The organism is Mesorhizobium sp. WSM1293, assembly GCF_000513875.1.
Lineage (GTDB): Bacteria > Pseudomonadota > Alphaproteobacteria > Rhizobiales > Rhizobiaceae > Mesorhizobium > Mesorhizobium ciceri.
In genome coordinates this window covers 201,926-224,043 of record NZ_AZUV01000010.1, presented here as the reverse complement: position 1 = coordinate 224,043, position 22,118 = coordinate 201,926, and the positions used below count along the sequence as shown (strand labels likewise).

Here is a 22,118-nt window from a genome sequence, read left to right as displayed (position 1 = left end):
GGGTGGGTCATCGCTGCGATCAGGTGACCTGGGTATTCCGCACGCGGATCGCCGGCAGCGCACGAGTTCGTGACCAATACAAATCCATGGAGCTGCTGCCTCCAAACACCACTGCAGCCCCGGCGTAACGGCAAGACTCCCACCGCGAACGACATTGCCCCTGACCTTAGGCCTTCACAGCCCATGCTTTCGTATGGATCAAACAGCCACATCGTCTGATCGTTCCGCAATGGCGCGGCATTTATATTGTTATTGTGAATACGATCCAATATTAACCATGGAGTTACCAAAATGAAGAAGACATCTCTTGCTGCCGCAATCCTTCTCGTTGCAGCAGGAAACGCCGTCGCCGGAAGCGATCACTACGGATCAAACTCGGTCCAGCAACCCGCAACTTCTTCCGGGAGCATGCACACCTCCTCGATCAGGAAGACGGGCAACGATGCCGGCGTGCAGGAGACCGTGCGCAAGCCGAATGCTCCCAGCAAGGACCCGGGCCAGGGCATCTGGGGTCACTAGCACCCGAAAATTGTGGAAGCTGGAAGGATCGGGGCGCCGCCTCGGTCCTCTCCACGCTTTGCAATAACTTTGAACGTCGCGTCGAGCCGCCTGCCACAGGATCTGAGAGCCTGGGAATTTGTAAAACGCCCTTTCACCCTTGGACCTGGCCCGGTGAGATGGCGCTCGACGCTCGACAATCAAACGGCTGCAGCGACTTGGTTACCCCGCTCAAAGCAATGCCATTCCGCCGTCGACCCGCAGATTGACACCTGTGACAAAGCTGCTTGCGTCCGATGCCAGGAACAGAGCGGCTTTTGCCAGTTCTTCCGGCTGGCCCATTCGACCAAGGGGAATTGCTTCCGCCATGGACTTCTCGAAGGATCCACGCATTTCGGCCGGTACACCCAATTTGTCGAGAATAGCCGTATCGACGGGGCCGGGGCTGAGCACGTTGACGCGTATGCGACGCGATTTCAGTTCTATCGCCCAACTGCGCGCGAAGGCGCCGATGGCTGCCTTGGAGCCTGCATAAACGGCATGGCCTTCCAAGACCTTCTCGCTGGCGATTGATCCCGTCAGTATGACTGCGCCGCCATCGCGCATCAGCGGGATTAGTTTCTGCACACCAAAGAAGACGCCGCGCGCATTGATAGAGAACTGCGCATCGTACTCATCTTCGGAAACTGCCGACGAATGCGTGATGGTGTTCACGCCGGCGTTCGCCATATAGATATCGAACGCCCCAAACCTCTGATGGATCTGTCGCGCGACATCCTCGTGGTGCGCCACGTCGGCTACATCACCCTGAATGCCCAGTGCGCCGGCTCCGATCTCGGAGACTGCCTCCTCGACGGCACGCTGTCTCCGGCCGGTGATTACGACCTGCGCCCCCTCCGACGCGAAAGCTTTCGCCGCCGATAGCCCAATCCCACTGTTTCCGCCGGTGATCAACGCGGTCTTTCCTGAAAGTGTACCCATTTGAATTGCCTCTGATGATATTCACGAAAGCCGCTGCAGCTGCCAACCGCAGTTCTCAGCGCGAACTCGGACAGCTGAAACGAGAAAGCACCTGCCAGCAGCTATCGATTCGAGTTTCAGAACCAGGCCGGCCGCACCGGTATGGTGCGGCCGGCCATGATCGCCGCTTGAGAGCACTAGCCTTTGATGAAGGCGAGCAGATCGGCGTTGACCTGGTCCTGGTGCGTGGCCGTGATCCCGTGGGGCGCCCCGGGGTAATATATGGCCTTTGCACTCTTGATCAGCCGCGCCGACTTGACTGACGAATCCTTGACCGGGACGATCTGGTCGTCCTCGCCATGCAGGATCAAGGTCGGTATATCGAATTTCTTGAGGTCCTCGGTGAAGTCGGTTTCGGAGAACGCTTTGACGCATTCATATGCATTCACGAGACCGACCTGCATGCTCCAGAGCCAGAACTGATTCAGAACCCCCTGGGAGACCGTGGCGCCTGGCCTGTTTGCACCATAAAACGACTGTGCGAGGTCCAGATAGTGCTGCGAGCGATCCTTGAGGAGGCCAGCCCTTATGCCGTCGAACACTTCGATCGGCAGACCTTCCGGATTGGCCGGCGTTTTCACCATGATCGGCGGAACAGCGGCGATAAGAACAGCCTTGGCCACGCGTTCCGTCCCGTGCCGTCCGATATAGCGAGCGACCTCCCCTCCCCCGGTTGAATGCCCGACCAGCGTGGCGTCCCGGAGATCCAGCGCCTCGATCACGGCTGCAAGATCGTCCGCGTAGCCATCCATGTCGTTGCCGGAGGTGGCCTGGCTGGAGCGGCCATGGCCCCGCCGGTCATGAGCAACCACGCGGAAGCCATTATGGGCCAGAAAGAGCATCTGAGCATCCCAGGCGTCGGAATTCAACGGCCAGCCGTGTGAGAAGGTTATTGGCGGGCCCCTACCCCAGTCCTTGTAATAGATTTCCGTACCGTCCTTGGTTGTGATGGTGCTCATTGTTTTGCGTCCTGATTGAGGGGTGGGAACATGTGGGTTTTGCTGGGCGCCGGATGACGAAGCGACTGGCAGTCCGGCTATGACCGCCGCTGAAAAACTGGCCAACAGGACGTCGCGGCGGGTTGCACCGAGGGTGAAAAGTCCATCCATACTCATCGTGTCCATCCTTGGTGAGCGGCTTCTCGGGTCGGCTCACCATCACGATCACCGGGTCGACCTGCACCGTCGCTTTCGGGGGGAGGAGCGGGCGAAGGAGCGGCGACGCCCGATGATCGTGATGGCTTGCGAGGAGAAGATGCGCCGATCCGCCCCGCGAACCTATTCTACGCAAGCATCTGTCGTACGATGCCAAGGTGCAGGGTAGGTACGCCGAGGTGCTGGAACTGTCGCTGAGATGGGGCAAATGATGCGATGACGTTGGTTCGTGCGCGACGTGCCGCGTGCGGCTGTCACAAACACGACCTATCAAGCCGTATGAGGATTCTTCTCAAAACGAGGAGGGGCTGATCGCGAGCAAGTCACCGCCCGAACGGACCGCGATAGGTTTCGCCTACGTGGTCTCATGTTGAGTAATCAACTCACCGCCGGCCAGAGCGCAATATGCTTAGGTGTACAACGCGTTATTATAACGACGAATATTTTAAAGCTTTAGCCGTATAGAAATTGCACGGCATTTGCCGCTCTTGGAGGACTTTGGCATCACAACTCCGGAGTGCTTTATGCGCCTTAGCTTTCTTTCTGGTTTCCTCATTGCGGTTCTTGCTGCCGGGCCATCGACTTCTGCCAACGCACCGCACTCCGGCGTGCCGCTCGGGCAATCGACCGACCTGTCGGCACGTATCGTCGACGGCAAGGCCGACGTTAACGGTGTGGCCTATCACTATTTGCTGGCGGCAGGCGGCCCGAAAACCGTCGTGTTGTTGCATGGTTGGGGCACGACCTCATACATGTGGCGCTTTGTAATGCCACAATTGGTGGCGCGCGGTTACACGGTACTTGCGCCCGATTTGCGCGGTTTGGGGGACACCGCCAAGCCTGCGGCCGGCTACGAAAAGGCGGCGATTGCCGAGGATATTCGCGCACTCGTCAATCAGCTGAACCTTGGTCCCGTCGTCAATCTTGTCGGCCACGACATGGGTGGCATGGTCGTTTATTCCTATGCGGCGCAGCACCCGGGGGAAGTCACCACACTGACAATCGTTGACGTCCCGCTGCCAGGGATCGAACCGTGGAACGAATTGATCCAAGGCCCTCGCACTTGGCATTTTCGCTTCCATTCCGTACGCGACGTACCGGAAATGCTCATTGCCGGTCGCGAGCTTGAGTATTTGAAGTGGTTTCACAATGCAGAGGGGGTAAATACTCGCGCGTTCGACACCGAAGCCGACGAAGTCTACGGCCGTTCCTATGCCCAGCCTGGCGCATTGCGCGCAGGCTTCGAGTACTACCGGGCTTTCCCGCGTGACGAAGAACAGAATAAAGCCTTTGCGAAACACAAGCTGACGATGCCGGTACTCGGTATAAGCGGTTCGGGTGGCCTGGGATCGATGTACGAAGGCCATCTCCGCCACGTCGCCGAAAACGTACGCGCCGTAGTAGTCGAAGGCTCAGGCCATTGGGTTCCGGAGGAGCAGCCGGCCGCCGTCACAAAGGCCCTGATCGAGTTCCTGCCACCAGCATACTAAGCTTCGCGGCTGGCTGAAGCACAACATTAGCGATAGTCGCCGCGATGGAGATACGCCGCTCCAAAGCTTTCCCAATGCGCCGCCGTTAGCTGGCGATGCGCGGCACGAGCTTGGCAGTGTAGCCTCAACACCGGGTTACACGCGGCGATTATCGCTCTAAACTTGATAAAATTTGTCTGAGTCCGGATCGTCCCGGGCAGGCTACTCTTGACGGAGAAGCGCCAGCCGTTGACCGATCCTATCGGACGGAGGCGAGGTTCACCCTTTCGAAAGTCCTGGCCGCGCCGGCCTCGCGCATCGCCGGGGGCAGCGTTTCCCAGGCCCGGATCAGCTCACCGATGGAACCAGCTTCCATCTTGCGCATGACATTGCCGCGGTGAAGCTTGACGGTCACTTCACTGATGCCGAGGTCGAAAGCGATCTGTTTGTTGAGGCGCCCGCGCGCCACCTCATGCAGCACCTCGCGCTCGCGCGGGGTCAGCGTCTCGACACGCTCGATGTTGCGCTTGACGACCACCGCATCCGCCCGCCGCTTGGCATCCACCGCAATGCCCGCGATCACGGCGTCAAGGAGCGTTTGGTCGCGCACCGGTTTGGTGAGAAAATCCACGGCGCCCGCCTTCATCGCCTGGACAGTCATCGGTATGTCGCCATGCCCGGTCAGGAAGATGATGGGCTTGGGATTGCCGTTTGTCGCAAGATGGTGCTGTAGATCGAGACCGCTTGCCCCTGGCATGCGCACGTCGAGGATCAAGCATCCGGGGCTGTTCAAGACGTCCGCGTCGAGCAATTCGCGGGTCGAGGCAAAGCAGACCGGCTCAAAGCCCATCGACAGGATCAACTCCGACAGTGCTTCGCGAACAGACGCATCGTCATCGACAATGATGACGAGCGGCTGCTGCGGCTCAGCCTTCCGCTGCCGTGACACCGGCGCCGATCTCTGCAAGAGTGGTTGGTCAACTCTCATGTTCATCCCTCGGTTTCCTGGTTGGCTAAAGCGTTGGCCACCGCCGCAAGCAGGGCCTGGCCGTCGAATGGCTTGCGGAAAAACCCGCTGATGCCCTTGGCACGGTACTGATCCGCTATCTCGTGGCGGCCGGTGATCAGGAACACCGGTAGGTCCGCACGCGTCTTCTTGACCTGGTCACGAAGTTCAAAGCCGTCCGTTCCAGGCATCCCGATATCGGTAATGAGCAAGTCCACGTCGGAGAGCCCGCTGACGAGCAGTGATCCCGCCGACGAGAAGCTGCGGGGAGCATAGCCCGCAGACTCCAAAAGGTTCTCGAGCGACTCGAGCAATCTTGGGTCGTCATCGACAATCGCCACGACAGGTCGCACCTTGCTCACACTCCGTTCCCTCCCGTTCGTCGAGAGTGGCTGATCGGTATCTCCAACCGCTCCGCCATGCGCACGAGATCAGCGAGTGATGCCGCAACCATTTTCTGCATCACGTTCCGTCTATGGATTTGCAGCGTGACCTCGCTGATCCCCAACTCAGCCGCGGCCTGTTTGTTCAGCAGGCCACTCACAACGAGCGGCAGCACCTCGCGTTCTCGCTGCGTGAGCTCTTGATAGCGTTGCCTCAACACGGTGAGTTCGGCGCGCTCTGATCGCCTTTCCCGGTCCTGGGCGATCGCTGCCCGGATCGCGACCATGAGGTCCGTATCGCTGAAAGGCTTTGTCAGGAAGTCCACAGCGCCGTGCTTGATCGCACGCACAGAGGACGGGATGTCGCCATGCCCCGTTATGAAGACGATCGGCGGATGATCGCCCTCGGCGATCTGCTTCTGCAGATCTAGACCGTTGATGTCAGGCAATTCCACATCGAGGATCAGGCAGGCGGGGACGTCCGGCTTGTCGGCAAGGACATAGTCGCCGGCCGATCCGAACGCTACGGCGCGCATGCCATGGGACTCCAGAAGCTCACCAAGCGCTTCCCGAATACGCACGTCGTCATCGACGATGAAGACCATTTGATCGTGGGGCGTCATGCTGCCGCTTTCATTTCAACTGGCATCGTGAAGACGAACGCCGTTCCGTGCGGATCGTTCTTCTCCACCCACAACCGTCCGCCATGGGACTCGACGATCGAACGGCAGATCGCGAGTCCCATGCCCATGCCGTGCTCTTTCGTCGTAAAGAACGGCTCGAATATTCGGTCAGGAAACTCAATGCCCGGGCCACAATCGCTGATCTCGATCTGGATCGCGTCCCCTATCCGGCGCACGCGAAGTCCAAGAACCTTGTCGCCCGGAACAGAGTCCATCGCCTCGATCCCATTGCGGATGAGGTTCACCAGAACCTGCTGAATCTGCACCCGATCGAGCGCGACAATAGGAAGGTCGCTTTCGACATCGAGATCCAGACGAACACGGCGCCGCACCGCCTCCTCGGCGATGAGGTCGCGCGCTTCCGCTATGACGCTGTCGAGTGCTGTGTAAGCCATCGCGTCTGCAGATTGCTTGAATAAGGCGCGGATGCGGCTGACGACATCCGCGGCTGAGTTGGCATCACGGATAATACGCTCCACAGTCTTCTGCGCCCGCTCGATATTTGGCGGTTCGGCCGTGAGCCAACGCTGGCAGGCATATGAGTTGGCGACAACAGCCGCCAGAGGCTGGTTCACCTCATGCGCTATAGAGGCTGAAAGCTCGGCAAGACTCGCCGCCTGGCTCGCACGTGCAAGTCTCTCTTGCGCCAGGCGCAGTTCTTCTTGCACTCGAACTTCACCGTCGATGTCCAGACAGACGACGTTCCACTGAACAATCGCTCCCTCTGCGTTGCGCATCGGTGCCGCGCGCGTATCGACCCAGCAATATTCGCCGTCGAAGCGACGCAGACGGTGCCTGCGCGCATACGGTTCGCCAGTGGCCAACGAATGAGCATAGTTCGCTTTGACGGCCGCCAGGTCGTCAGGATGAACGCCTTCATCGAGTGTCCCGGACAGGCGGGATTTTCCCTTACCGTCCAATAACTCCAACTCATATCCGAGGAATTCGCGGAGCTGACGGCTTCGATATATCGGCTCACCGTTCGGTGCGGCGCAATCGATCATCACCGGCAGCGTTTCAACCAGCTGCCACAGCGAACGTTCTCTCTCGCGCAGCGCCACCTGTGCGCGCATCTCCTCGTCGATGTCGATGGAGACCTGGTACCAGTGAACGATGGCTCCGTCCCGATCGCGCAGAGGCTCGCAACGCCCTTCTATCCATCGATAGCTGCCGTCTTTCCAACGCCGGCGATACCGCATGATGAAGGACTCGCCAGTTTTGAGGCAGTTGGCTGACCTTTTGAGCACCTCGGGAGCATCTTCGGGATGAATCAGTTCTTGCGCCACCCTGGTGAACTCTTCGAAGTTCGCCCCGGAGATGCCGAGATCCTCCAAAGACCGCCTATTCACGTACGCAAGCTTGCCATCGGGCGTCCAGCTCCAGATGTGGACCGGCAAGGCATCGACAAGCTGCTGGAGCTCGCGCTCTCTTTCGCGCAAAGCCTCCTGCGCGCGCATCTCGTCTTCGATGTCGATTGAAGCCATATACCATTGAACGATCGCGCCATCGGTATCCCTTAACGGTTGCGCTCGTGCTTCTATCCAGCGGTAGACGCCATCCTTCTCGCGTCGACGAAAGCGGTTCATGAAAGGCTGGCCGGACGCAAAGCCATTCGACGCCCTCCGAAACATTGTCGGAAAGTCTTCAGGATGGGCCAGGTCCCGGGCCAGGGCATCGAAGTCATTGATGTGCGTCGGTGGCGAACCGACCTTCTCCAGGTATCGCTTGCTGGTGTAGGTGATCCTGCCTGAAGGGGCAAAGCTGAGGAGATTCACGGGCACGGCGTCAATCATTTGCTCCAGTTGCCGGTTGGCTTTCCGCAGCGCTTCTTCTGCCCTCACCTGGTCGTCGATGTCGTGCGAAAGACCGTACCACTGGACGACAGTCCCACACTCGTCTCGCATCGGTTCCGCACGGCCCGACATCCATCGGAAGACGCCGTCAGCACGACGCAGGCGATAGTTCAGGGAGAAGCTCTCGCCGGTGGTCACCGAGTGGTTGATCGCTGCTTCCAGCGTGGCGGCGTCATCGGGATGTACGACAGCCGCAATGGCCGCCCTCAGGCCATTTCCTCCCACATTCTCGTATCCTCCTACGTCGAGGCCGAGATACTCAACCATTCGCTTGCTGAAGAAGACCGGCTCGCCCGACGCAGACAGGCGCCAGAGGAAGCTCGGCACCATGTCGACCAGTTGCGAGAGTTCCCGCTCCCGGTCGCGCAACGCTTCCAGTGCGCGCATCTCGTCGTCGATGTCGATAGAGATCACATACCACTGAACAATCGCGCCGCTGTGATCACGCAGCGGCTCGCCGCGTCCATCCACCCAGCGGTACGCTCCGTCCGCACGGCGCATTCGATACTTCATGGAGTATGGTTCGCCGGTAGCCAGAGAGTGGCGGACGGTTTCCAGGAGGCGTGCCGCATCTTCGGGATAGACGAGGGACTGTATGGCCGCCGCCTGCCGGCTCATCCCCGGCTTGTCCAGATCCGCCACACCGTCGAGACCGAAGAAGTCAAGCAAACGTCTGTTGAAGAAGATCGGCTCGCCTTCAGGCGTCAGCCGTCTGATCTGGACTGGGACCATGTCGACGAGCTGAGAAAGTTCCCGCTCCCGACCGCGCAGCTCCGCCACGGTTTTCTTGTAGACATCGTTGTCGAGCGCGATGCCGTACCATCCTGTGATACGACCCTGGCTGTCGCGCGCGGGCCGCGCGGCGGTTCGAGCCCATACATAGGTGCCGTTTGCGCGCCGAAAGCGAAACTCGACATTGAAATGATCGCCGGTCCTCAGACAATGGCGCCAGGTAACCGCGATCTGCTCATAGTCGTCCGGATGCAGCAAGCGCTTCCAGGCGGTGTATCCCTCGTTCAATGGAGCGTTCAGATCCTCCAGCGTCACTCCTAGGGAGCTCAGCGCGAACGGATGCAGGTAGATCCATCTACCCGCCGCATCGAACGCCCATCCGTTCCCGAATATGCTTTCAACGATTTTCGCCGATCGAATTGGCCCGGCATTGTTCTCAACCAAGGGATCCAGATCCGCCCCGGAAAGCGGCTCCCCTTCTGTCACCAGATCATCAATGTCCACACTGACACTGTAGCCGGGCTCCGATCGGGTCTCGTTCCAGCGATAACTTCCGTCGGCCTGCAGTTGCCTGTGCCTCGTTACTTGGGGGACACCCGTCCAGAAGGCGCGGGCGACTGCGTGCGCCGCCGCTGTCCGGTCATCCGGATGGACCAGACTCAGAGAATGGTGAGCGTCGGAGGCGGCTTCCTTCTCGAGTGCCGCACTGATCACATCAGCGAATCGCTCTGTGGCTGCGGACGGCGCATCGCCTTCAATCAGTGTGCCATACCATGCAACGGCGTTACCTTGGCTATCGCACAGCGGCTGTCCGGAGATTCGGCTCCAACCGTAAGCACCGCTCGCGCGCAAAATGCGGTGCTCCACATTGTAGTGCTCACCTGTCTGCAGGCAGCGACGCCACTCGGCCACGGCTCGGTCATAGTCGTCTGGATGGATTAGCCGCTTCCAACCCGCGGAGCCATCTTCTGACGAAGTGTTGAACTCCTCCAGCGTCGTGCGGAGAAGCGATAGCGTGCTGGGAGTAACATAGCTGAATCTGCCGGCCGCGTCTGTCGCCCACCCATTGCCGACTACGCTTTCGATGAGCCGAGCCGCCCGCAACGCTTCCGCGTCGGGTTCGCCAAGCGAGTTGAACGCTGTCGTCATTGTCTTCTCCTGCCGGACAATGAAAGGCGGAGACTGTCAGCGCCTTCTTTAACTCTCATCGTTGACCATCTGCGCTCGCGAATTGGTTCATGATCTTAACCGGACCACGCAGTAGCCGCACCTCATGGAAATCCATGAGATGTGAGTGACCTAACTTTCGGGGGTGAGGCACCTGGACGTCCCGATTGAAGCTACAGCCCTCAAACAAGGCCTGGTCGGCTCCCTGTATAGCACTTGCTCTCAGCAGCTGGGATCTCGGCTGACGAACCATAAGCAGTGCCGCGCCCCAGCCGTACCTCATGGAAATCCATGAACCGCAGCGCGACGCGTCGCGACGGCCCCGCGTGTTCATCCCTGTCTGATCTGGTGGACGTGGCTCGGAAGCTATGACGATAAGGACATCTCTTCCAAAATGTAGGATGCTCATCCGGTTAGGTTCCCCCAGGGGACTTGGCGACTGAACAATTGCTTGGCGGCAATCAGGCAGGGCGCAGCAACCGCGAACAGCAACACGAGCGCGAAGAAAGCTTCGTCGAACGAGATCGTGGAGGCTTGCCTCTCGAGAGAGCGCTGCAACAATGGGAAAGCGATCCCGGGCGCCGCTAGAATGTCGGCATCGTTCGAAGAGAGAATGTTCGCAGCGGCCCTCAAGCGCTGGTCAAGGGCCGGATCGCCACCGACAAGGTGGCTGGACAACATCGTTCGGTTGAGAGCGTTCTGGTGATCGATATACGTTTGCAACAGCGCCGTGCCGATCAGACCACCAGCCTGCTTGCCGAGGTTGAACAGCCCTATTCCAAACGGTAGGATATCGGCAGCAAGTCCACGCAGCGTAACCAGCGTCAGTGCCACGAACAGAAGACCGAGACCCGATCCTCGCAGAAGCAGAGCCGGGGTCAGGTCGGGCGTGCCGCTACCGCTCGTCGAACCGGACAGGAGCCACATGGCTCCGGAAAAGAGCAGGACTCCAAACGGAACAAGGGCGATCGGGTGAACGCCGGCCTTTTCGATGAGGAGGCCGGAGAACAGAAGTCCCAGCGCCAGCATGGCTCCGCTGGGCAGCAGAAGCACTCCCGCGGCCGTGGCCGTAAAATCGAGAACGTTGAGGGCAAAAGCCGGGATGAGATAGGCGCTGCCCGAAAGGGCAAAGCCCGCGACGAGGCTGACAAGAAAGCCAAAGCGAAAGTCCGGATCGGCGAAAGGCGCGACCGCCTGAAGTGAGCCTGAGCGGAACCGGGCCTCCCGGACAACCACAAGGCCGGCGGCCGCCACACCGATGGTCGAAAGGCCGGTGATACCAATGTCGTCGAACCAATTGAACCTGCTGCCCTGCAGCAGCACGTATGTCAAAAGCGCGGTACTGATGCCGAGCACAATGACCTCGACGACGGGGAGCGTGGTTGCCCGCCAGTATGTCCGATTGCCATCCGCCGCCAGAAGGACAAGGGCGGCGATGCCGAGCGGGACATTGGCGAGGAATATCCAGTCCCAGGAGAGATGATCGACCAACCAGCCCTGCAGAGCCGGCGTAATCGTCGTCGGAGCCATTACGGCGCCCAGGGCAAAAACCGCTTGAACGACCGGTTGCTGGCGAGGCGGGAACCGAAGAAACAGCAGCGTCTGGCCAGCTACGAGAATTGTGCCGCCAGCCAGCCCCTGGACGACGCGGCAGATGTAAATCCAGACAAGATCCACCGAGAGCGTCATTGCCGCGCAGCCCAGCAGAAGTATCACGACCCCCGCGCGCAGGCAGGCGGTCGGCCTGGCGGCTGTGACAAGAAGCGGAGCGACAAGGAAGGCCGTCAGCTTGGCCGCGATGAAGGCGATGTCGACCATGGCCAGTTCATCCGGCGTTGCGTGGATGTCGCCGAGCATGTCGATCCGGCCGATGGACAGTGCGGTGGATGCCACTGCATCCATGAAGGCGGCCAACACAACACCAGTTGCTACTAGCCAGGCACACGGCAGGGTATCAGGATGGCGGAACGCTCTTTTTTCGGCTTCGGTGCGGTGCATCACTGTACCGGGCGTCCGTTGGCACTGTCGCCGGACCGCATTTCCAACGCCACCGCTGGAACGTCGCCCGCTCCGAGGGCGATGGCAACGCGGGCGGAGAGCCCCGGAACGAGGCGGCCAGGCAACGGGTTTCGTATCATCCTGATCTTCACCGGCACACGCTGGACAACGCGGATGAAGTTTCCGGTGGCATTGTCCGGCGGCAGCAGGCTGAACGCCGCGCCGCTGCCGGGAGCGAAGCTGTCGACAACACCGTCGATTTCTTGATCTGGATATTCGTCGACCGTGACGCGCACCCTTTGGCCAATCTTGACCAAGCTGAGCTGCGTTTCCTTGAAGTTGGCGACGATCCAGACATCGTCGACGGGAACGATATCCAAGGCCGCATTCCCTGGAGTGACATAACGGCCGACACGGATTTGCCGATTGCCGACGATCCCGTCGACCGGGGCTCTCACGACCGTGTTGTCGAGGTCGAGCATAGCCAGGTCGAGAGCGGCCTTCGCCTGTGACAGGGCCGCGTGCGAACCGGACAATTGTGCTTCCAAGACGCCGAGCTTCAGCCTTTGAGCCAGCAGATTGGCTTCTGCGCCGTCCAAGGACGCCTTTGCCTTGTCGTAGCTGGCTTGTGCATCCTGCAGTTTCTGATCGCTGGCGGTGCCGTTCTTCTGCAGTGTGACATAGCGGGTCAGGTTGGCACGGGCGAACTGGAGGTCTGCGGCGGCTGACTGTTTCTGCGCCTCGGCCTGCGCGATCAATGCATCTTGCAGTTTTTGGCTTGCCTCGATGTTGGCGATTTCCGCCCGCCGGGCGTCGACATTGGCCTTCGCCTGCTCCACCTTGGCCTTGTAGTCGCTGTCATCGATGCGAAACAGCACTGCGCCCTTCGAAACGCTAGCATTATCGTCCACGTCGACGTCGACGACATAGCCGGGCAGCTTGGGAGCGATACTGGTGATGTCTGCGCGCAGATAGGCGTTGTCGGTCGTTTCCTCGTAGCGACCAACCGTGAACCACTGCCAGCTCCATATAGCTGCCGATGGAATCACGACGAGCGCGACGACGGCGATTGCGATCCTGCGAGATGGGCTCATGATTGCTTCGACCTCAATTCGACGCGCCGCTATCGAGGAGGATTGTCGAGTTCCCGGGATCAAGATGATCGGCAAGCCTGCAAGTCGCGGTTACAGTAGGGGTTCACGAGAATGTTCCGGACCGCTGAAAACAGAAGTGCCGAATAGTCGCGGATTTCAGTGCGCCCGCGCCATCACGCGAACGAACATCTCGGCTCGCTCTGATCGGTAGTTCATACTGACCCTCGGCACAGGTAGATACCTGGCGCGACACCGCTGCATGTGTCGGCTTTCGGGCGACCGCAAAGTAGGTTCTGCGTCCGACTTTGGGCGCAAAACAGCCATCTCGTCAGGATAACACAGACCGCTCGTAGACGTTCTCTGGACAGATTCGAAGCGCTCCTGTCTTCACACGCCGCACTTGGATCAGTTGTTGAGCATTGCCTGACTCACGTTCTCAGCAGCCAGGTCCAAACAACTGGATTTCTAATTCAGCCCCCGGAAATACCCTCACTTAAGTGGGGTGTCGCGGACGTGCGACCAATCAGTGCTTGGTCAGAAACCAGGGGGTTCGAGTCTACGCGGTGGACCTCTTCTGAAAAACGAATAAAATCAAACGCTTAAACAGTCGTTTTGGTGGGCGCGGAGGATGTTTGGAAAGAATGGAAATTCAAAGTCTTAGAGATCAGTGGGACTACACTCCCTTGAAATGTCTTCTAATGTTTTCGATCTTTAGTCCCACCGTCTAAACTGCGACTCGACCCTACCAAACGCGCCTCAGTTATTGTCCACCTTCCTGCGAGATCGCCTGAGACCGCAGGTAATCAGCCGGGAGACAGGCTGGATCCTAGCAGCTCGTCCTCATTGGCTTTGCTTAATCTCGGGCATCTCAAAATGGCCCGCCCCCCAGTTGCCAGCGAATCTTTCTACTTCGACGAGGGCAGACTGAGCCGAGGGGCCCTGGCCGAGGAATGACGTTCCTTCGTCGCGCGTCAGCATGTTTGGGTTTCCATGAAGATCAAGCGCGCCCGGCGTCGCGTAAGCTTCAGGATGGTACCAGGCGCCTGACGCCAGCTGCACAACACCCTCCATGACGTCGCTCGACAGCACTGCGCCAGCCAGACATGCGCCGCGGTCATTAAAGACGCGCACGGTGTCGCCATTTTCGATCCGTCGGGAAGCAGCATCGATGCTGTTGATCAGAATCGGCTCACGTCCGGCCACTTTCGACTCGCGGCTCAGCTTTGCGTCGTCCAGCTGGCTGTGAAGTCGCGTCGAAGGCTGATTTGAGATGAGGTGAAGCGGAAACCGCTGTGCGGCTTTTGCCGAGTGCCATTCCTTCGGCGGCAACCAGACCGGATGGCCAGGGCAATTATCATAGCCGAAGCCCGCAATTGTCTCGCTGAAGATTTCTATCCGCCCTGATGGCGTTCGAAGCGGGTTGGCCACGGGGTCGGAACGGAAATCGCCGAACAGGATGAAGTCCTCCTCTGGCGGCGGCACCTCGACGAAGCCTTCCCTCCAGAAAGTTGAGAACTCAGGCAACTCTACATTGTGCACCCGAGCCTTCGCGCGACATCGGTCGTAAGCATGCTCGATCCACCCACGAATATCGCGGCCCTCCGTGAACTGCTCCTGGAAGCCAAGGTGGCCGGCAAGGTCACTGAAGATGTCGTAGTCGTTGCGCGCCTGGCCAACCGGTTCAATCAGTTGCGGCATCGCGACGATGAAGCGATCGCGGGGCGATGCTCCGACATCATCCCGTTCAAAGGTGGTCGTCGCCGGCAATACGATGTCCGCTTGGCGCGCCGTCGCCGTCCACCAGACCTCATGAACGATGATCGTCTCTGGCCTGTTCCAGGCTTCGACCAGGCGGTTGATGTCCTGATGGTGATGGAACGGATTGCCGCCCGCCCAATAAACGAGCTTGATGTCCGGGAAGGTTACCGTCTTGCCGTTGAAAGGGATTGTCCTGCCTGGCTGAAGCAGCAGATCCGCCATTCGGGCGACTGGAATTGCGAGCCCTAGCGGGTTCTTGCCAGACTCCATCGCCGGAGAGCTGGTCGGCCGGCGTGGCGTACCCATCCCGTTGATCGACCCATAGCCGAAGCCGAAGCCGCCGCCCGGCATTCCGATCTGGCCAAGCATCGCGGCCAGGGCGATGAGTGCCCAGTAAGGCTGTTCGCCATGATCGGCGCGCTGCAATGACCAAGTTGCTGAAAGCATCGTGCGGGCGTCGGCCATGCGCAGCGCCAGACCAGAAATCCTGTCCGCATCAATGCCGGTGAGGCCAGAGGCCCAGGCCGCGGATTTCGGCGTGCCATCCGTGAAGCCGAGGACATAGTCGCGGAAACGCTCGTAGCCGACAGTGTACTTGTCCATGAAGGCGAGGTCGACACGGTCATTGACAATCAAGGTGTGCGCGAACGCCAGCATGAGAGCGGTATCGGCGCCCGGCCTGACCGGCAGCCACTCGGCACCGAGCCAGTCACTACAGTCGCGTTTGAGAGGACTGATCGACACGAATTCGACGCCTGCGTCCCGGGCCTGTTTGAGCCAGCCCGGGCTCTCGTGATTACCGGCGCCTCCGGTGGTGATGAGCATGTTCTTTTCGGCCGCGCCGCCGAACAGAACCATGAGCTTCGTGTTCTTGATGATGCTCGGCCAGTCGGTGACAGGCCCTGCAACGGCTTCGATACCGCCTACGATGTGCGGCAGCAGCACTGCCGCCGCACCCCAGCTGTAATTGGTCACCTGATCGACGCAACCGCCGAACCCGTACAGGAAACGATGGACAAGCGTGCGGGCGTGATTGATCCGCCCTGCGCTCGACCATCCATACGAACCGCCGAAAATCGCCTTGTTGCCATGCTCTTCCTTCACGTCGCGCAGTTGCTGCGAGACCAGCTGAAGCGCCTCCTCCCAGCTTACCGGAACAAACGGCTCGGCTCCGCGCCGCCGGGACACGTCGCCCGGCCCTCGCAGCAGATAACCCTCGCGCACCATCGGCTGCGCTACGCGCGAGGCGGCATGCACGGCGCTCGGAACGGACTGGATCAGAGCCGATGGGTGGCTGTCATGGCCGAAGGGCGAGACAGAATCGATCCGGCCGTCCTTCAGGTTCGCTTCGAATGTTCCCCAATGCGCGTGGCTCAGCCTACGGCTCATTGCACCCGATCGCCTCCAGTGCCGAGCGCCACGACCTGGCTTCGGTAGAGTTCGTCACGGCGTGTATCCATGTGGCTCTGCACCATGGTGCGGGTCAGTGCCGAGTCAGGCCATTCCGCAAGGAGACAGTCGTCGCTGCTTGCCCCAGCCGGACCTGCCAGAAGCCGGCCATTGGGCCCGACGATGAAGCTTTGCCCTAGGAAACGTACGCCGCCCTCCTCGCCGGTGCGGTCAGCGCAGGCGATGGTGATTTCATTGCTGCAGGCGGCGGCCATCGCCAGGTGCATCGCCATCGGCGCAGCGTTTGGGGCATCCTGGGACTGACGTGGCGGGACGGACCAGTTGCTCGGTGAAGCGACAAGCGTTGCACCGCTTGCTGCCAGGGCGCGGGTCACCTCCGGAAACCAGAGATCGTAGCAGACTGCCAGTCCCACTCTCCCCCAGGGCGTGTCGATGCAGGCGAGTTGATCGCCGAGATCGAAAAGGCTCTTCTCGCGGCCAAAGACATGCGCCTTGCGATAGCGCGAAACAGCCCCGTCAGGGGTGGCGATGACGGCGGTGTTGTAAAGCTGTTCTCCATCCCGTTCCGCCATCCCGGCTATCAGATAGATGTTCAGGCGCAGGGCAATCTCGCACCACGCCTTGACGCTCGGGCCGTCGATGGTCTCGGCGATCGCGAGCAGCTGGGACCGGTCAGGAAACACCAGCCCCGTCGTGCAGCATTCCGGCAGGATCACGATCGAGGCGCCGCGCCGCGCCGCTTCATCGATCTTTACCAGGGACAAAGCGAGATTTGCGGCGACCGTGCCATGCACTGGCGCGTATTGGCTCACGGCAACGATCGGTCGCGTGCCGCTTCCTTCAGGCTGCGACATCTGTATCGCTCCATTCAGTAGCCAGGAAGGCGACGCGATCGCCCGAATGCACGACGGGGTCGCGCCTTACCGCGATCACCCAGCTGTCTGTCTCGACCGCGATGTCCTCGATGACGTCACCAAACAGGTTGCGGATGCTACCGATGCTACCGCCCGCTTTGACAGCGGTTCCAGGCAGTACCTTCGGTTCGAACAGACCGCCGGCCTTCGCCAGCCGGTGGGCGCGCCTGGTCACCCGCCTTATCTGGCGGGCGACCGGGTCCGACGATGCGGCCAGGATGCCGATCTTGCCGGCCAGCCGCATGAGACCGGCGACGCCATGTTCGACGTGATCCTCCTCCAGCCGGCCGCCGCCGCCAAGCTCGACCATGAAAGCGATCGCCCCCAGCGAAAGAGACTGGTAATCCAACGCGCCGCCAATGTTTCCCGGCAACTCGCCTGACGCATTGGCGACGGGCATGCGGCAGGCAATCGTGGGCTCGAAACACGCTATGTGCGCCAGCAATTCGGCTTCGGAGATCCTTGCTTCGGGATGGACCTTGTAGACGGCATAGGGCGCCGCATCGAATGGCGTGCCAAGAGTGTGGATGTTGATCACCACATCGGCGGACTTGCCGAAACGATCGAACAGGGCGGCCGCGGCGCGCTCGGTCGCGAAACCGTTCGCCCGGCCAGGAAAGCTCTGGTCCATGTCGATGCTGTCGACCAGCGTCGTCTTGCGCCGCTCGTCGAAGGCCAGCACGTTTGCAACCGGTGTGACCACGACGCTGCCGGTCATGACGGATGGGACGAGCCGGTCGAAAAACCGCTGTGCGGCGAACACGCCATTGATTTCGTCGCCGTGCACGGCGGCATTGACCCACAGACAGGGTCCGTCGCCCTGGCCGCGCTTGAGCAGATAGGGAATGCCGATCTCGCGCCCGCTTGCCGTGGTGCCGGCGTTGATGGTGCCGCGCTCGGCAAAGGACGCGGCCATGGGTTGCGACTGCGGGACACGCTCGTTCATGCTGTTTGATCCGTCCATCTCGCGGTTGTCAGAATGACGCGGCCGACTTTGCCGGAGCAGGCCTGGGTGAAATGCCGGCCGTTCCGAACGGGTAATCGGCGGCGCCGCACTTGATCGACAGCGTTCGCGCTTCTTCATGCAGCAACGCTGTCCACTCGTCCGTCTCCTCCTCCGCGAAGAAGCGGTCAGGAATGATGAGGCCGAGGGCAGCGACGGTATCGTTCGAGCGTCCCAGCACCGGAACGGCAATCGCTGACAGCCCAGGTGCACTCTCACCGCGGGTCAGCGAGACGCCGCTGCCTCTTGTCTCCTCGATCTGGCGCCGAAACACCTCGGGATCCGTCACGGTGAAAGGCGTGATCGGATCGAGGCGGCGATTGGCGACAAACGACTCGAAGCCAGCCGGTGTGAGCCCCGCCAGCAGGACCTTGCCGGCCGACGTCGCATGGAATGGCAGTCTGTTGCCGACGCGCCAGCGCCCGTCGATATAGTGCGGGCCTTCAACAGCGAGGATGTGCAAGATGAGATCGCCACGCATCACGCTGAGCGTTGTCGAATGGCCGGTTCGCTCGACGATCTGTCGCAACACAGGCAGGGCGGCGTGCGCCAGCGGCTGCGACTTGATGTAGTTGGAACCGAGCTCAAACGCGGCAAGGCCAACGCGATAGCGGCGCGTCTGTTCGTCCTGCTCCAGAAATCCGTTGGCGCGAAAATCGGCAAGCAGCCGCGATACCTTGCTTTTCGGCAGGGCCGTCGCTTCGGCGATTTCCGTCACGGAGAGCGTCTGTTCCTCAGTTTCGAACAGCTTGAGCAGTTTGAGCGCTGTATCGAGCGTTTTCATCTTTGATGGCTGCCTCTGGTTTCGAACATGCTGACGCTTTCAGTTCAGGATCTGGAACGCGGCGTCTGTGGGCATCTTGCCCGCGCCATTGACCGTCTGGATGTCCTGCGGGCAAGCCGAAATGACCATCAGCAGATCGGCCTTCACGTCGAAGAGAACATGGTCGCCCGGCCGTGAGACAGGAGGCTCGCGGGTGATTACGCCTGTGCCTGACACCGGAAAGTTCATGAACAGGTTGAGTGGTCCGGGCGTGAAGGCCAACTGCTTGCCCAGGCTGGCCAGCGCGGAGTGAAAGTTGTCGTTGCAATTGTCGTGGTAGCCTTCGTATTTCAGCCGCTCATAGGTCTTGCGGCTGCAGCAGCACATCAACGTGTCATGGATGCCCGGCGACGTGTCCTCGATCACCGTGAGCATCGGTGTGAACTGGTTGCTGACATAAGTGTCGCCAGTGGCCGGGATGATGCGGCTGGTTGCCGATCGCGTATGCTCCATCGACATGTACTCTTTCATGTCATCGAGAGCGAAGGCCCAGGTGTCGAGCACCTGCGACCCGTGAGTGTTGATGATCTTCAGCCGGCTTCCGCGGCGCACCTCGAAGGCAATGCCCTTGCGGGCCGGGATGACGGTCGTTTCAGGATAGTTCATGTCTCGCTCCGCGCTTTTCATATGTCTGCCGTCTCGACCACCGGCTCGCCGCCGAGGAAGGCAGCCTTGATGCGGGGATCATGCATGACGTCCCTGGCGGGGCCGTCGGCGAATTTGCGACCGAGCTCAAGGACGATCGCACGGTCCGAGATCATCAGCGATCCGAAGACATTCTGTTCGGCCATGATGACCGTCACACCTTTGCCGCGGATCGAATTGACCGTCTCGAACACCTCCGACTGCATCCGGGGTGAAAGGCCCAGGGACGGTTCGTCGAGCAGAAGCAGCCTGGGGCTGTTTTCGAGCACCATCGCCGTTTCCAGGATCTGCTGTTCGCCGCCGCTCAGATTGCCGGCAAGCTGGCGCCATTTGCGCCGCAGCATCGGGAAAAGCTCGGTCACGTTCTCGATGGCGGCCGAGGCCCGGCCCCTCGGCAGAAGATAGGCACCCATCTCCAGGTTCTCGTGAACGCTCATCTGCGGGAAGTTGCACCGCCCCTGCGGCACGATGCCGATACCGGACTTGAGCCTTGCCGCCGGCGACAGACCCTCGACGGCCCTGCCCTCGAAAGTCAATTTCCCGGAGAAGTGTTTGTTGAGCCCGAAAATGGACTTGAGCAGCGTCGATTTCCCTGCGCCATTGCCGCCTATCAGGCTGGTCACCGAACCCGTGGCAAAGACCGCCGAGAAATCACGCACGATGGGATGATCAAGATAGCCGACAGACCAGTCACTGATGTCGAGTGCGATGTCACTGGCCATGGAATGCTATCTCCATCGCTACGGCGTCGGCCTTGCCAAGATAGGCGTGCAGCACCCGCTCGTCCTCCTTGATGAGGGACGGCGGCCCTTCGGCTAGCTTTCGACCCTGCTCCATCACCACCACCCTGGAACAGTGCTCCATGATGAACTGGACGTTGTGCTCGACGATGATGAATGTCTGACCATTGCCGTTGAGTGACTGGATAAGGCCGGCGATCCTCCTGATGACCGTCGGGTTAACGCCAGCCAGCGGCTCGTCGAGAATGACGATCTTCGGATTGGACATCAGGGCCATTGCCAGCGCGAGCAGCTTTTTTTGCCCGTAGGACAGGAACGCGGCTGGGAAGGCCGCCATCGCTGCGAGCCCCACCAGATGGATCAGCTCGCGGCCGCGCTCGCTGGCCCCACGCTCGGCGGTGCGGCAGGCCTGCGTGGCGGCCAGCGCCTCCCACCACCGGACGCCGTCATAGGACTGGCGCGCGATCAGCACATTTTCCATGAGTGTCAGCCGGTCATAGACGCGCACATTCTGGAACGTCCGGGAAAGGCCTGCCTGGGCGATCCGCTCGGCGCGTGCACCAGTCAGCCGCTTCCCGTCAAGCAGGACAGAGCCCTGGTCCGCCCTAGCGAAGCCGGTAATGCAGTCGATGGAGGTGCTCTTGCCCGATCCGTTTGGTCCGATCAGGCCCAGGATCTCGCCCCGCTCGACCACGAAGGTCAGATCATCGACTGCCCTGATGCCGGAAAATGACTTGCTGAGGCCCTCAACCGAAAGAAGTGGCTGCTGTGACGGCATTATTCAGTCCTCCTCAGCTTGCGGTTACGGCGATCGGCCAGATATCCGCCCAGGCCCTGGGGCATGAACTGGATGGTTATGATCAGGACAAGTCCAAACAGGATCATGCGCAGTTCCGGTGCGAGGCGCAGCAGCTCGGGCAGCGCGGTGAAGACAAGGCTCATCAACAGCACGAACCATAAGTGACCGGCGCCGCCGACAATGACGATGATCAGCATCATCTGCGCGTAGTAGATATCGAAGATACCGGGATCGACGATGCCGAGCTTGAAGACGTAGAGCGCGCCGGCGAGGCCGCCGATCAGAGCCGAAAGAGCGAAGGCCGACAGCTGGTGAAGGAAGACAGAAATGCCTTGTGATCGCGCCAGATTCTCATCGAGGTTGACCGCGACGAACGCCCTGCCGATGCGCGACCGAAGAAGCCACCAGGTCGCCGCGACGACCAGGGCACCGCAGCCCAGCGCGATCCAGTAGAAACCCGATGCCGTGTTGCCATCCAGCAGGATCGTATCACCCAGGCGAACCTGCGGAGACGGCAGGCCGGGAATGCCCATGGCGCCGCGGGTCAGAGATGTCCAGCTGCGTGCGAGCAGCTGCAGAAGTAGGCTGAAACTGAGCGTGATGACGACGAACGCATCGCGCGAAACGCGCAGCGCGGCAAGCCCGCCGACAAGCGAGGTGACGACGCAGACGGCACCCGCGCAGCCAATCGCCGTCCACGTCGAAAAGCCGTGATCGGTGACCAGCAGAGCCGATACATAGGCCCCAAGGCCCCAGAACCCGACCTGCGCGAACGACAGCAGGCCGGCATAGCCATAGACCACATTGAGGCCGGTGCTGGCGACGGCGAAGAAGATGGCAAGCGTTGCGATGCCGGTGATGTAGTCCGATGGCGACCAGAGTGGGAGTGTAAGCAGGATGACGGCACCTGCCGACAATCCAAGCCGGCGCAAGGGAGGCCAGGGCGAATTCATGCTGGCGGCGGCCATG

General features: G+C 60.6%; 18 protein-coding genes. 2 read left to right on the top strand and 16 right to left on the bottom strand.

What is annotated here, in order from left to right; translation table 11 throughout:
• Nucleotides 1–291 precede the first annotated feature (291 nt).
• Entirely contained in the window at nt 292–519 is a 228-nt protein-coding gene (locus M729_RS1000000137210) for a DUF680 domain-containing protein (RefSeq protein WP_084652636.1), read from the top strand.
• Nucleotides 520–729: 210 nt separating this feature from the next.
• Here M729_RS1000000137210 and M729_RS0114455 read toward each other — a convergent pair whose 3' ends face one another.
• Entirely contained in the window at nt 730–1,479 is a 750-nt protein-coding gene (locus tag M729_RS0114455; RefSeq protein ID WP_027161973.1) for a glucose 1-dehydrogenase, read from the bottom strand.
• Between the two features lie 176 nt (nt 1,480–1,655).
• Nucleotides 1,656–2,633 (bottom strand): alpha/beta hydrolase, encoded by a 978-nt coding sequence (locus M729_RS0114450; protein WP_032808540.1) that lies wholly within the window; start codon nt 2,631–2,633, stop codon nt 1,656–1,658.
• A 563-nt stretch (nt 2,634–3,196) separates the two neighbouring features.
• Here M729_RS0114450 and M729_RS0114445 point away from each other — a divergent pair.
• A complete protein-coding gene (locus tag M729_RS0114445) occupies nt 3,197–4,162 on the top strand; it encodes an alpha/beta hydrolase (RefSeq protein ID WP_050596251.1) in 966 nt (321 codons plus the stop codon).
• A 238-nt stretch (nt 4,163–4,400) separates the two neighbouring features.
• On the opposite strand, the gene M729_RS01000000135135 is transcribed toward M729_RS0114445, so the two are convergent.
• The 14 genes from M729_RS01000000135135 to M729_RS0114375 all read right to left on the bottom strand — a co-directional run bounded on the left by M729_RS01000000135135 (nt 4,401) and on the right by M729_RS0114375 (nt 22,117).
• Nucleotides 4,401–5,129 (bottom strand): response regulator transcription factor, encoded by a 729-nt coding sequence (locus tag M729_RS01000000135135; protein ID WP_032808538.1) that lies wholly within the window; start codon nt 5,127–5,129, stop codon nt 4,401–4,403.
• Nucleotides 5,130–5,131: 2 nt separating this feature from the next.
• Nucleotides 5,132–5,509, bottom strand: a complete 378-nt coding sequence (locus M729_RS0114435) for a response regulator (RefSeq protein ID WP_027161970.1) — start codon at nt 5,507–5,509, stop codon at nt 5,132–5,134.
• Nucleotides 5,506–6,153, bottom strand: coding sequence for a response regulator (locus M729_RS0114430; RefSeq protein ID WP_023767341.1), 648 nt, complete (start codon nt 6,151–6,153; stop codon nt 5,506–5,508). Before M729_RS0114430 ends, M729_RS0114435 begins: the two co-directional genes overlap by 4 nt.
• Nucleotides 6,150–9,947: a PAS domain-containing protein gene (locus tag M729_RS0114425; RefSeq protein ID WP_027161969.1), complete on the bottom strand. Its 3,798-nt coding sequence runs from the start codon at nt 9,945–9,947 to the stop codon at nt 6,150–6,152. Before M729_RS0114425 ends, M729_RS0114430 begins: the two co-directional genes overlap by 4 nt.
• Nucleotides 9,948–10,370: 423 nt before the next feature.
• Nucleotides 10,371–11,963, bottom strand: coding sequence for an MFS transporter (locus M729_RS0114420; protein WP_027161968.1), 1,593 nt, complete (start codon nt 11,961–11,963; stop codon nt 10,371–10,373).
• Nucleotides 11,963–13,132, bottom strand: coding sequence for an HlyD family secretion protein (locus M729_RS01000000135130; protein ID WP_245267575.1), 1,170 nt, complete (start codon nt 13,130–13,132; stop codon nt 11,963–11,965). The genes M729_RS0114420 and M729_RS01000000135130 overlap by 1 nt, the downstream gene beginning before the upstream one ends.
• 765 nt (nt 13,133–13,897) lie before the next feature.
• Nucleotides 13,898–16,204: a molybdopterin-dependent oxidoreductase gene (locus tag M729_RS01000000135125; RefSeq protein WP_032808451.1), complete on the bottom strand. Its 2,307-nt coding sequence runs from the start codon at nt 16,202–16,204 to the stop codon at nt 13,898–13,900.
• Entirely contained in the window at nt 16,201–17,079 is an 879-nt protein-coding gene (locus tag M729_RS01000000135120; RefSeq protein WP_050596249.1) for a nitrilase-related carbon-nitrogen hydrolase, read from the bottom strand. Before M729_RS01000000135120 ends, M729_RS01000000135125 begins: the two co-directional genes overlap by 4 nt.
• Nucleotides 17,066–18,085, bottom strand: a complete 1,020-nt coding sequence (locus M729_RS0114400; protein ID WP_198032096.1) for a M14 family metallopeptidase — start codon at nt 18,083–18,085, stop codon at nt 17,066–17,068. Before M729_RS0114400 ends, M729_RS01000000135120 begins: the two co-directional genes overlap by 14 nt.
• A 28-nt stretch (nt 18,086–18,113) precedes the next feature.
• The gene (locus M729_RS0114395) at nt 18,114–18,926 is read right to left on the bottom strand and encodes an IclR family transcriptional regulator (RefSeq protein WP_027161966.1); all 813 of its coding nucleotides are present in this window, start codon (nt 18,924–18,926) and stop codon (nt 18,114–18,116) included.
• A 39-nt stretch (nt 18,927–18,965) separates the two neighbouring features.
• Nucleotides 18,966–19,571, bottom strand: coding sequence for an urea carboxylase-associated family protein (locus M729_RS01000000135115; RefSeq protein WP_032808449.1), 606 nt, complete (start codon nt 19,569–19,571; stop codon nt 18,966–18,968).
• A 17-nt stretch (nt 19,572–19,588) separates the two neighbouring features.
• Entirely contained in the window at nt 19,589–20,332 is a 744-nt protein-coding gene (locus tag M729_RS0114385; protein ID WP_027161965.1) for an ABC transporter ATP-binding protein, read from the bottom strand.
• On the bottom strand, nt 20,322–21,128 hold the full coding sequence (locus M729_RS0114380) for an ABC transporter ATP-binding protein (protein WP_027161964.1): 807 nt from the start codon (nt 21,126–21,128) through the stop codon (nt 20,322–20,324). Before M729_RS0114380 ends, M729_RS0114385 begins: the two co-directional genes overlap by 11 nt.
• The gene (locus tag M729_RS0114375) at nt 21,128–22,117 is read right to left on the bottom strand and encodes a branched-chain amino acid ABC transporter permease (RefSeq protein ID WP_050596247.1); all 990 of its coding nucleotides are present in this window, start codon (nt 22,115–22,117) and stop codon (nt 21,128–21,130) included. Before M729_RS0114375 ends, M729_RS0114380 begins: the two co-directional genes overlap by 1 nt.
• Between the last annotated feature and the right edge of the window lies 1 nt (nt 22,118).

What these genes read in the sequence shown, in the direction of transcription:
- M729_RS01000000135135 (WP_032808538.1), bottom strand. Translation starts at nt 5,129, where the DNA reads ATGAGAGTTGACCAACCACTCTTGCAGAGATCGGCGCCGGTGTCACGG.
- M729_RS0114430 (WP_023767341.1), bottom strand. Translation starts at nt 6,153, where the DNA reads ATGACGCCCCACGATCAAATGGTCTTCATCGTCGATGACGACGTGCGT.
- M729_RS01000000135120 (WP_050596249.1), bottom strand. Translation starts at nt 17,079, where the DNA reads ATGTCGCAGCCTGAAGGAAGCGGCACGCGACCGATCGTTGCCGTGAGC.
- M729_RS0114425 (WP_027161969.1), bottom strand. Translation starts at nt 9,947, where the DNA reads ATGACGACAGCGTTCAACTCGCTTGGCGAACCCGACGCGGAAGCGTTG.
- M729_RS0114450 (WP_032808540.1), bottom strand. Translation starts at nt 2,633, where the DNA reads ATGAGTATGGATGGACTTTTCACCCTCGGTGCAACCCGCCGCGACGTC.
- M729_RS0114395 (WP_027161966.1), bottom strand. Translation starts at nt 18,926, where the DNA reads ATGAAAACGCTCGATACAGCGCTCAAACTGCTCAAGCTGTTCGAAACT.
- M729_RS0114380 (WP_027161964.1), bottom strand. Translation starts at nt 21,128, where the DNA reads ATGCCGTCACAGCAGCCACTTCTTTCGGTTGAGGGCCTCAGCAAGTCA.
- M729_RS1000000137210 (WP_084652636.1), top strand. Translation starts at nt 292, where the DNA reads ATGAAGAAGACATCTCTTGCTGCCGCAATCCTTCTCGTTGCAGCAGGA.
- M729_RS01000000135115 (WP_032808449.1), bottom strand. Translation starts at nt 19,571, where the DNA reads ATGAACTATCCTGAAACGACCGTCATCCCGGCCCGCAAGGGCATTGCC.
- M729_RS0114420 (WP_027161968.1), bottom strand. Translation starts at nt 11,963, where the DNA reads ATGCACCGCACCGAAGCCGAAAAAAGAGCGTTCCGCCATCCTGATACC.
- M729_RS01000000135125 (WP_032808451.1), bottom strand. Translation starts at nt 16,204, where the DNA reads ATGAGCCGTAGGCTGAGCCACGCGCATTGGGGAACATTCGAAGCGAAC.
- M729_RS0114385 (WP_027161965.1), bottom strand. Translation starts at nt 20,332, where the DNA reads ATGGCCAGTGACATCGCACTCGACATCAGTGACTGGTCTGTCGGCTAT.
- M729_RS0114400 (WP_198032096.1), bottom strand. Translation starts at nt 18,085, where the DNA reads ATGAACGAGCGTGTCCCGCAGTCGCAACCCATGGCCGCGTCCTTTGCC.
- M729_RS0114445 (WP_050596251.1), top strand. Translation starts at nt 3,197, where the DNA reads ATGCGCCTTAGCTTTCTTTCTGGTTTCCTCATTGCGGTTCTTGCTGCC.
- M729_RS0114375 (WP_050596247.1), bottom strand. Translation starts at nt 22,117, where the DNA reads ATGGCCGCCGCCAGCATGAATTCGCCCTGGCCTCCCTTGCGCCGGCTT.
- M729_RS0114455 (WP_027161973.1), bottom strand. Translation starts at nt 1,479, where the DNA reads ATGGGTACACTTTCAGGAAAGACCGCGTTGATCACCGGCGGAAACAGT.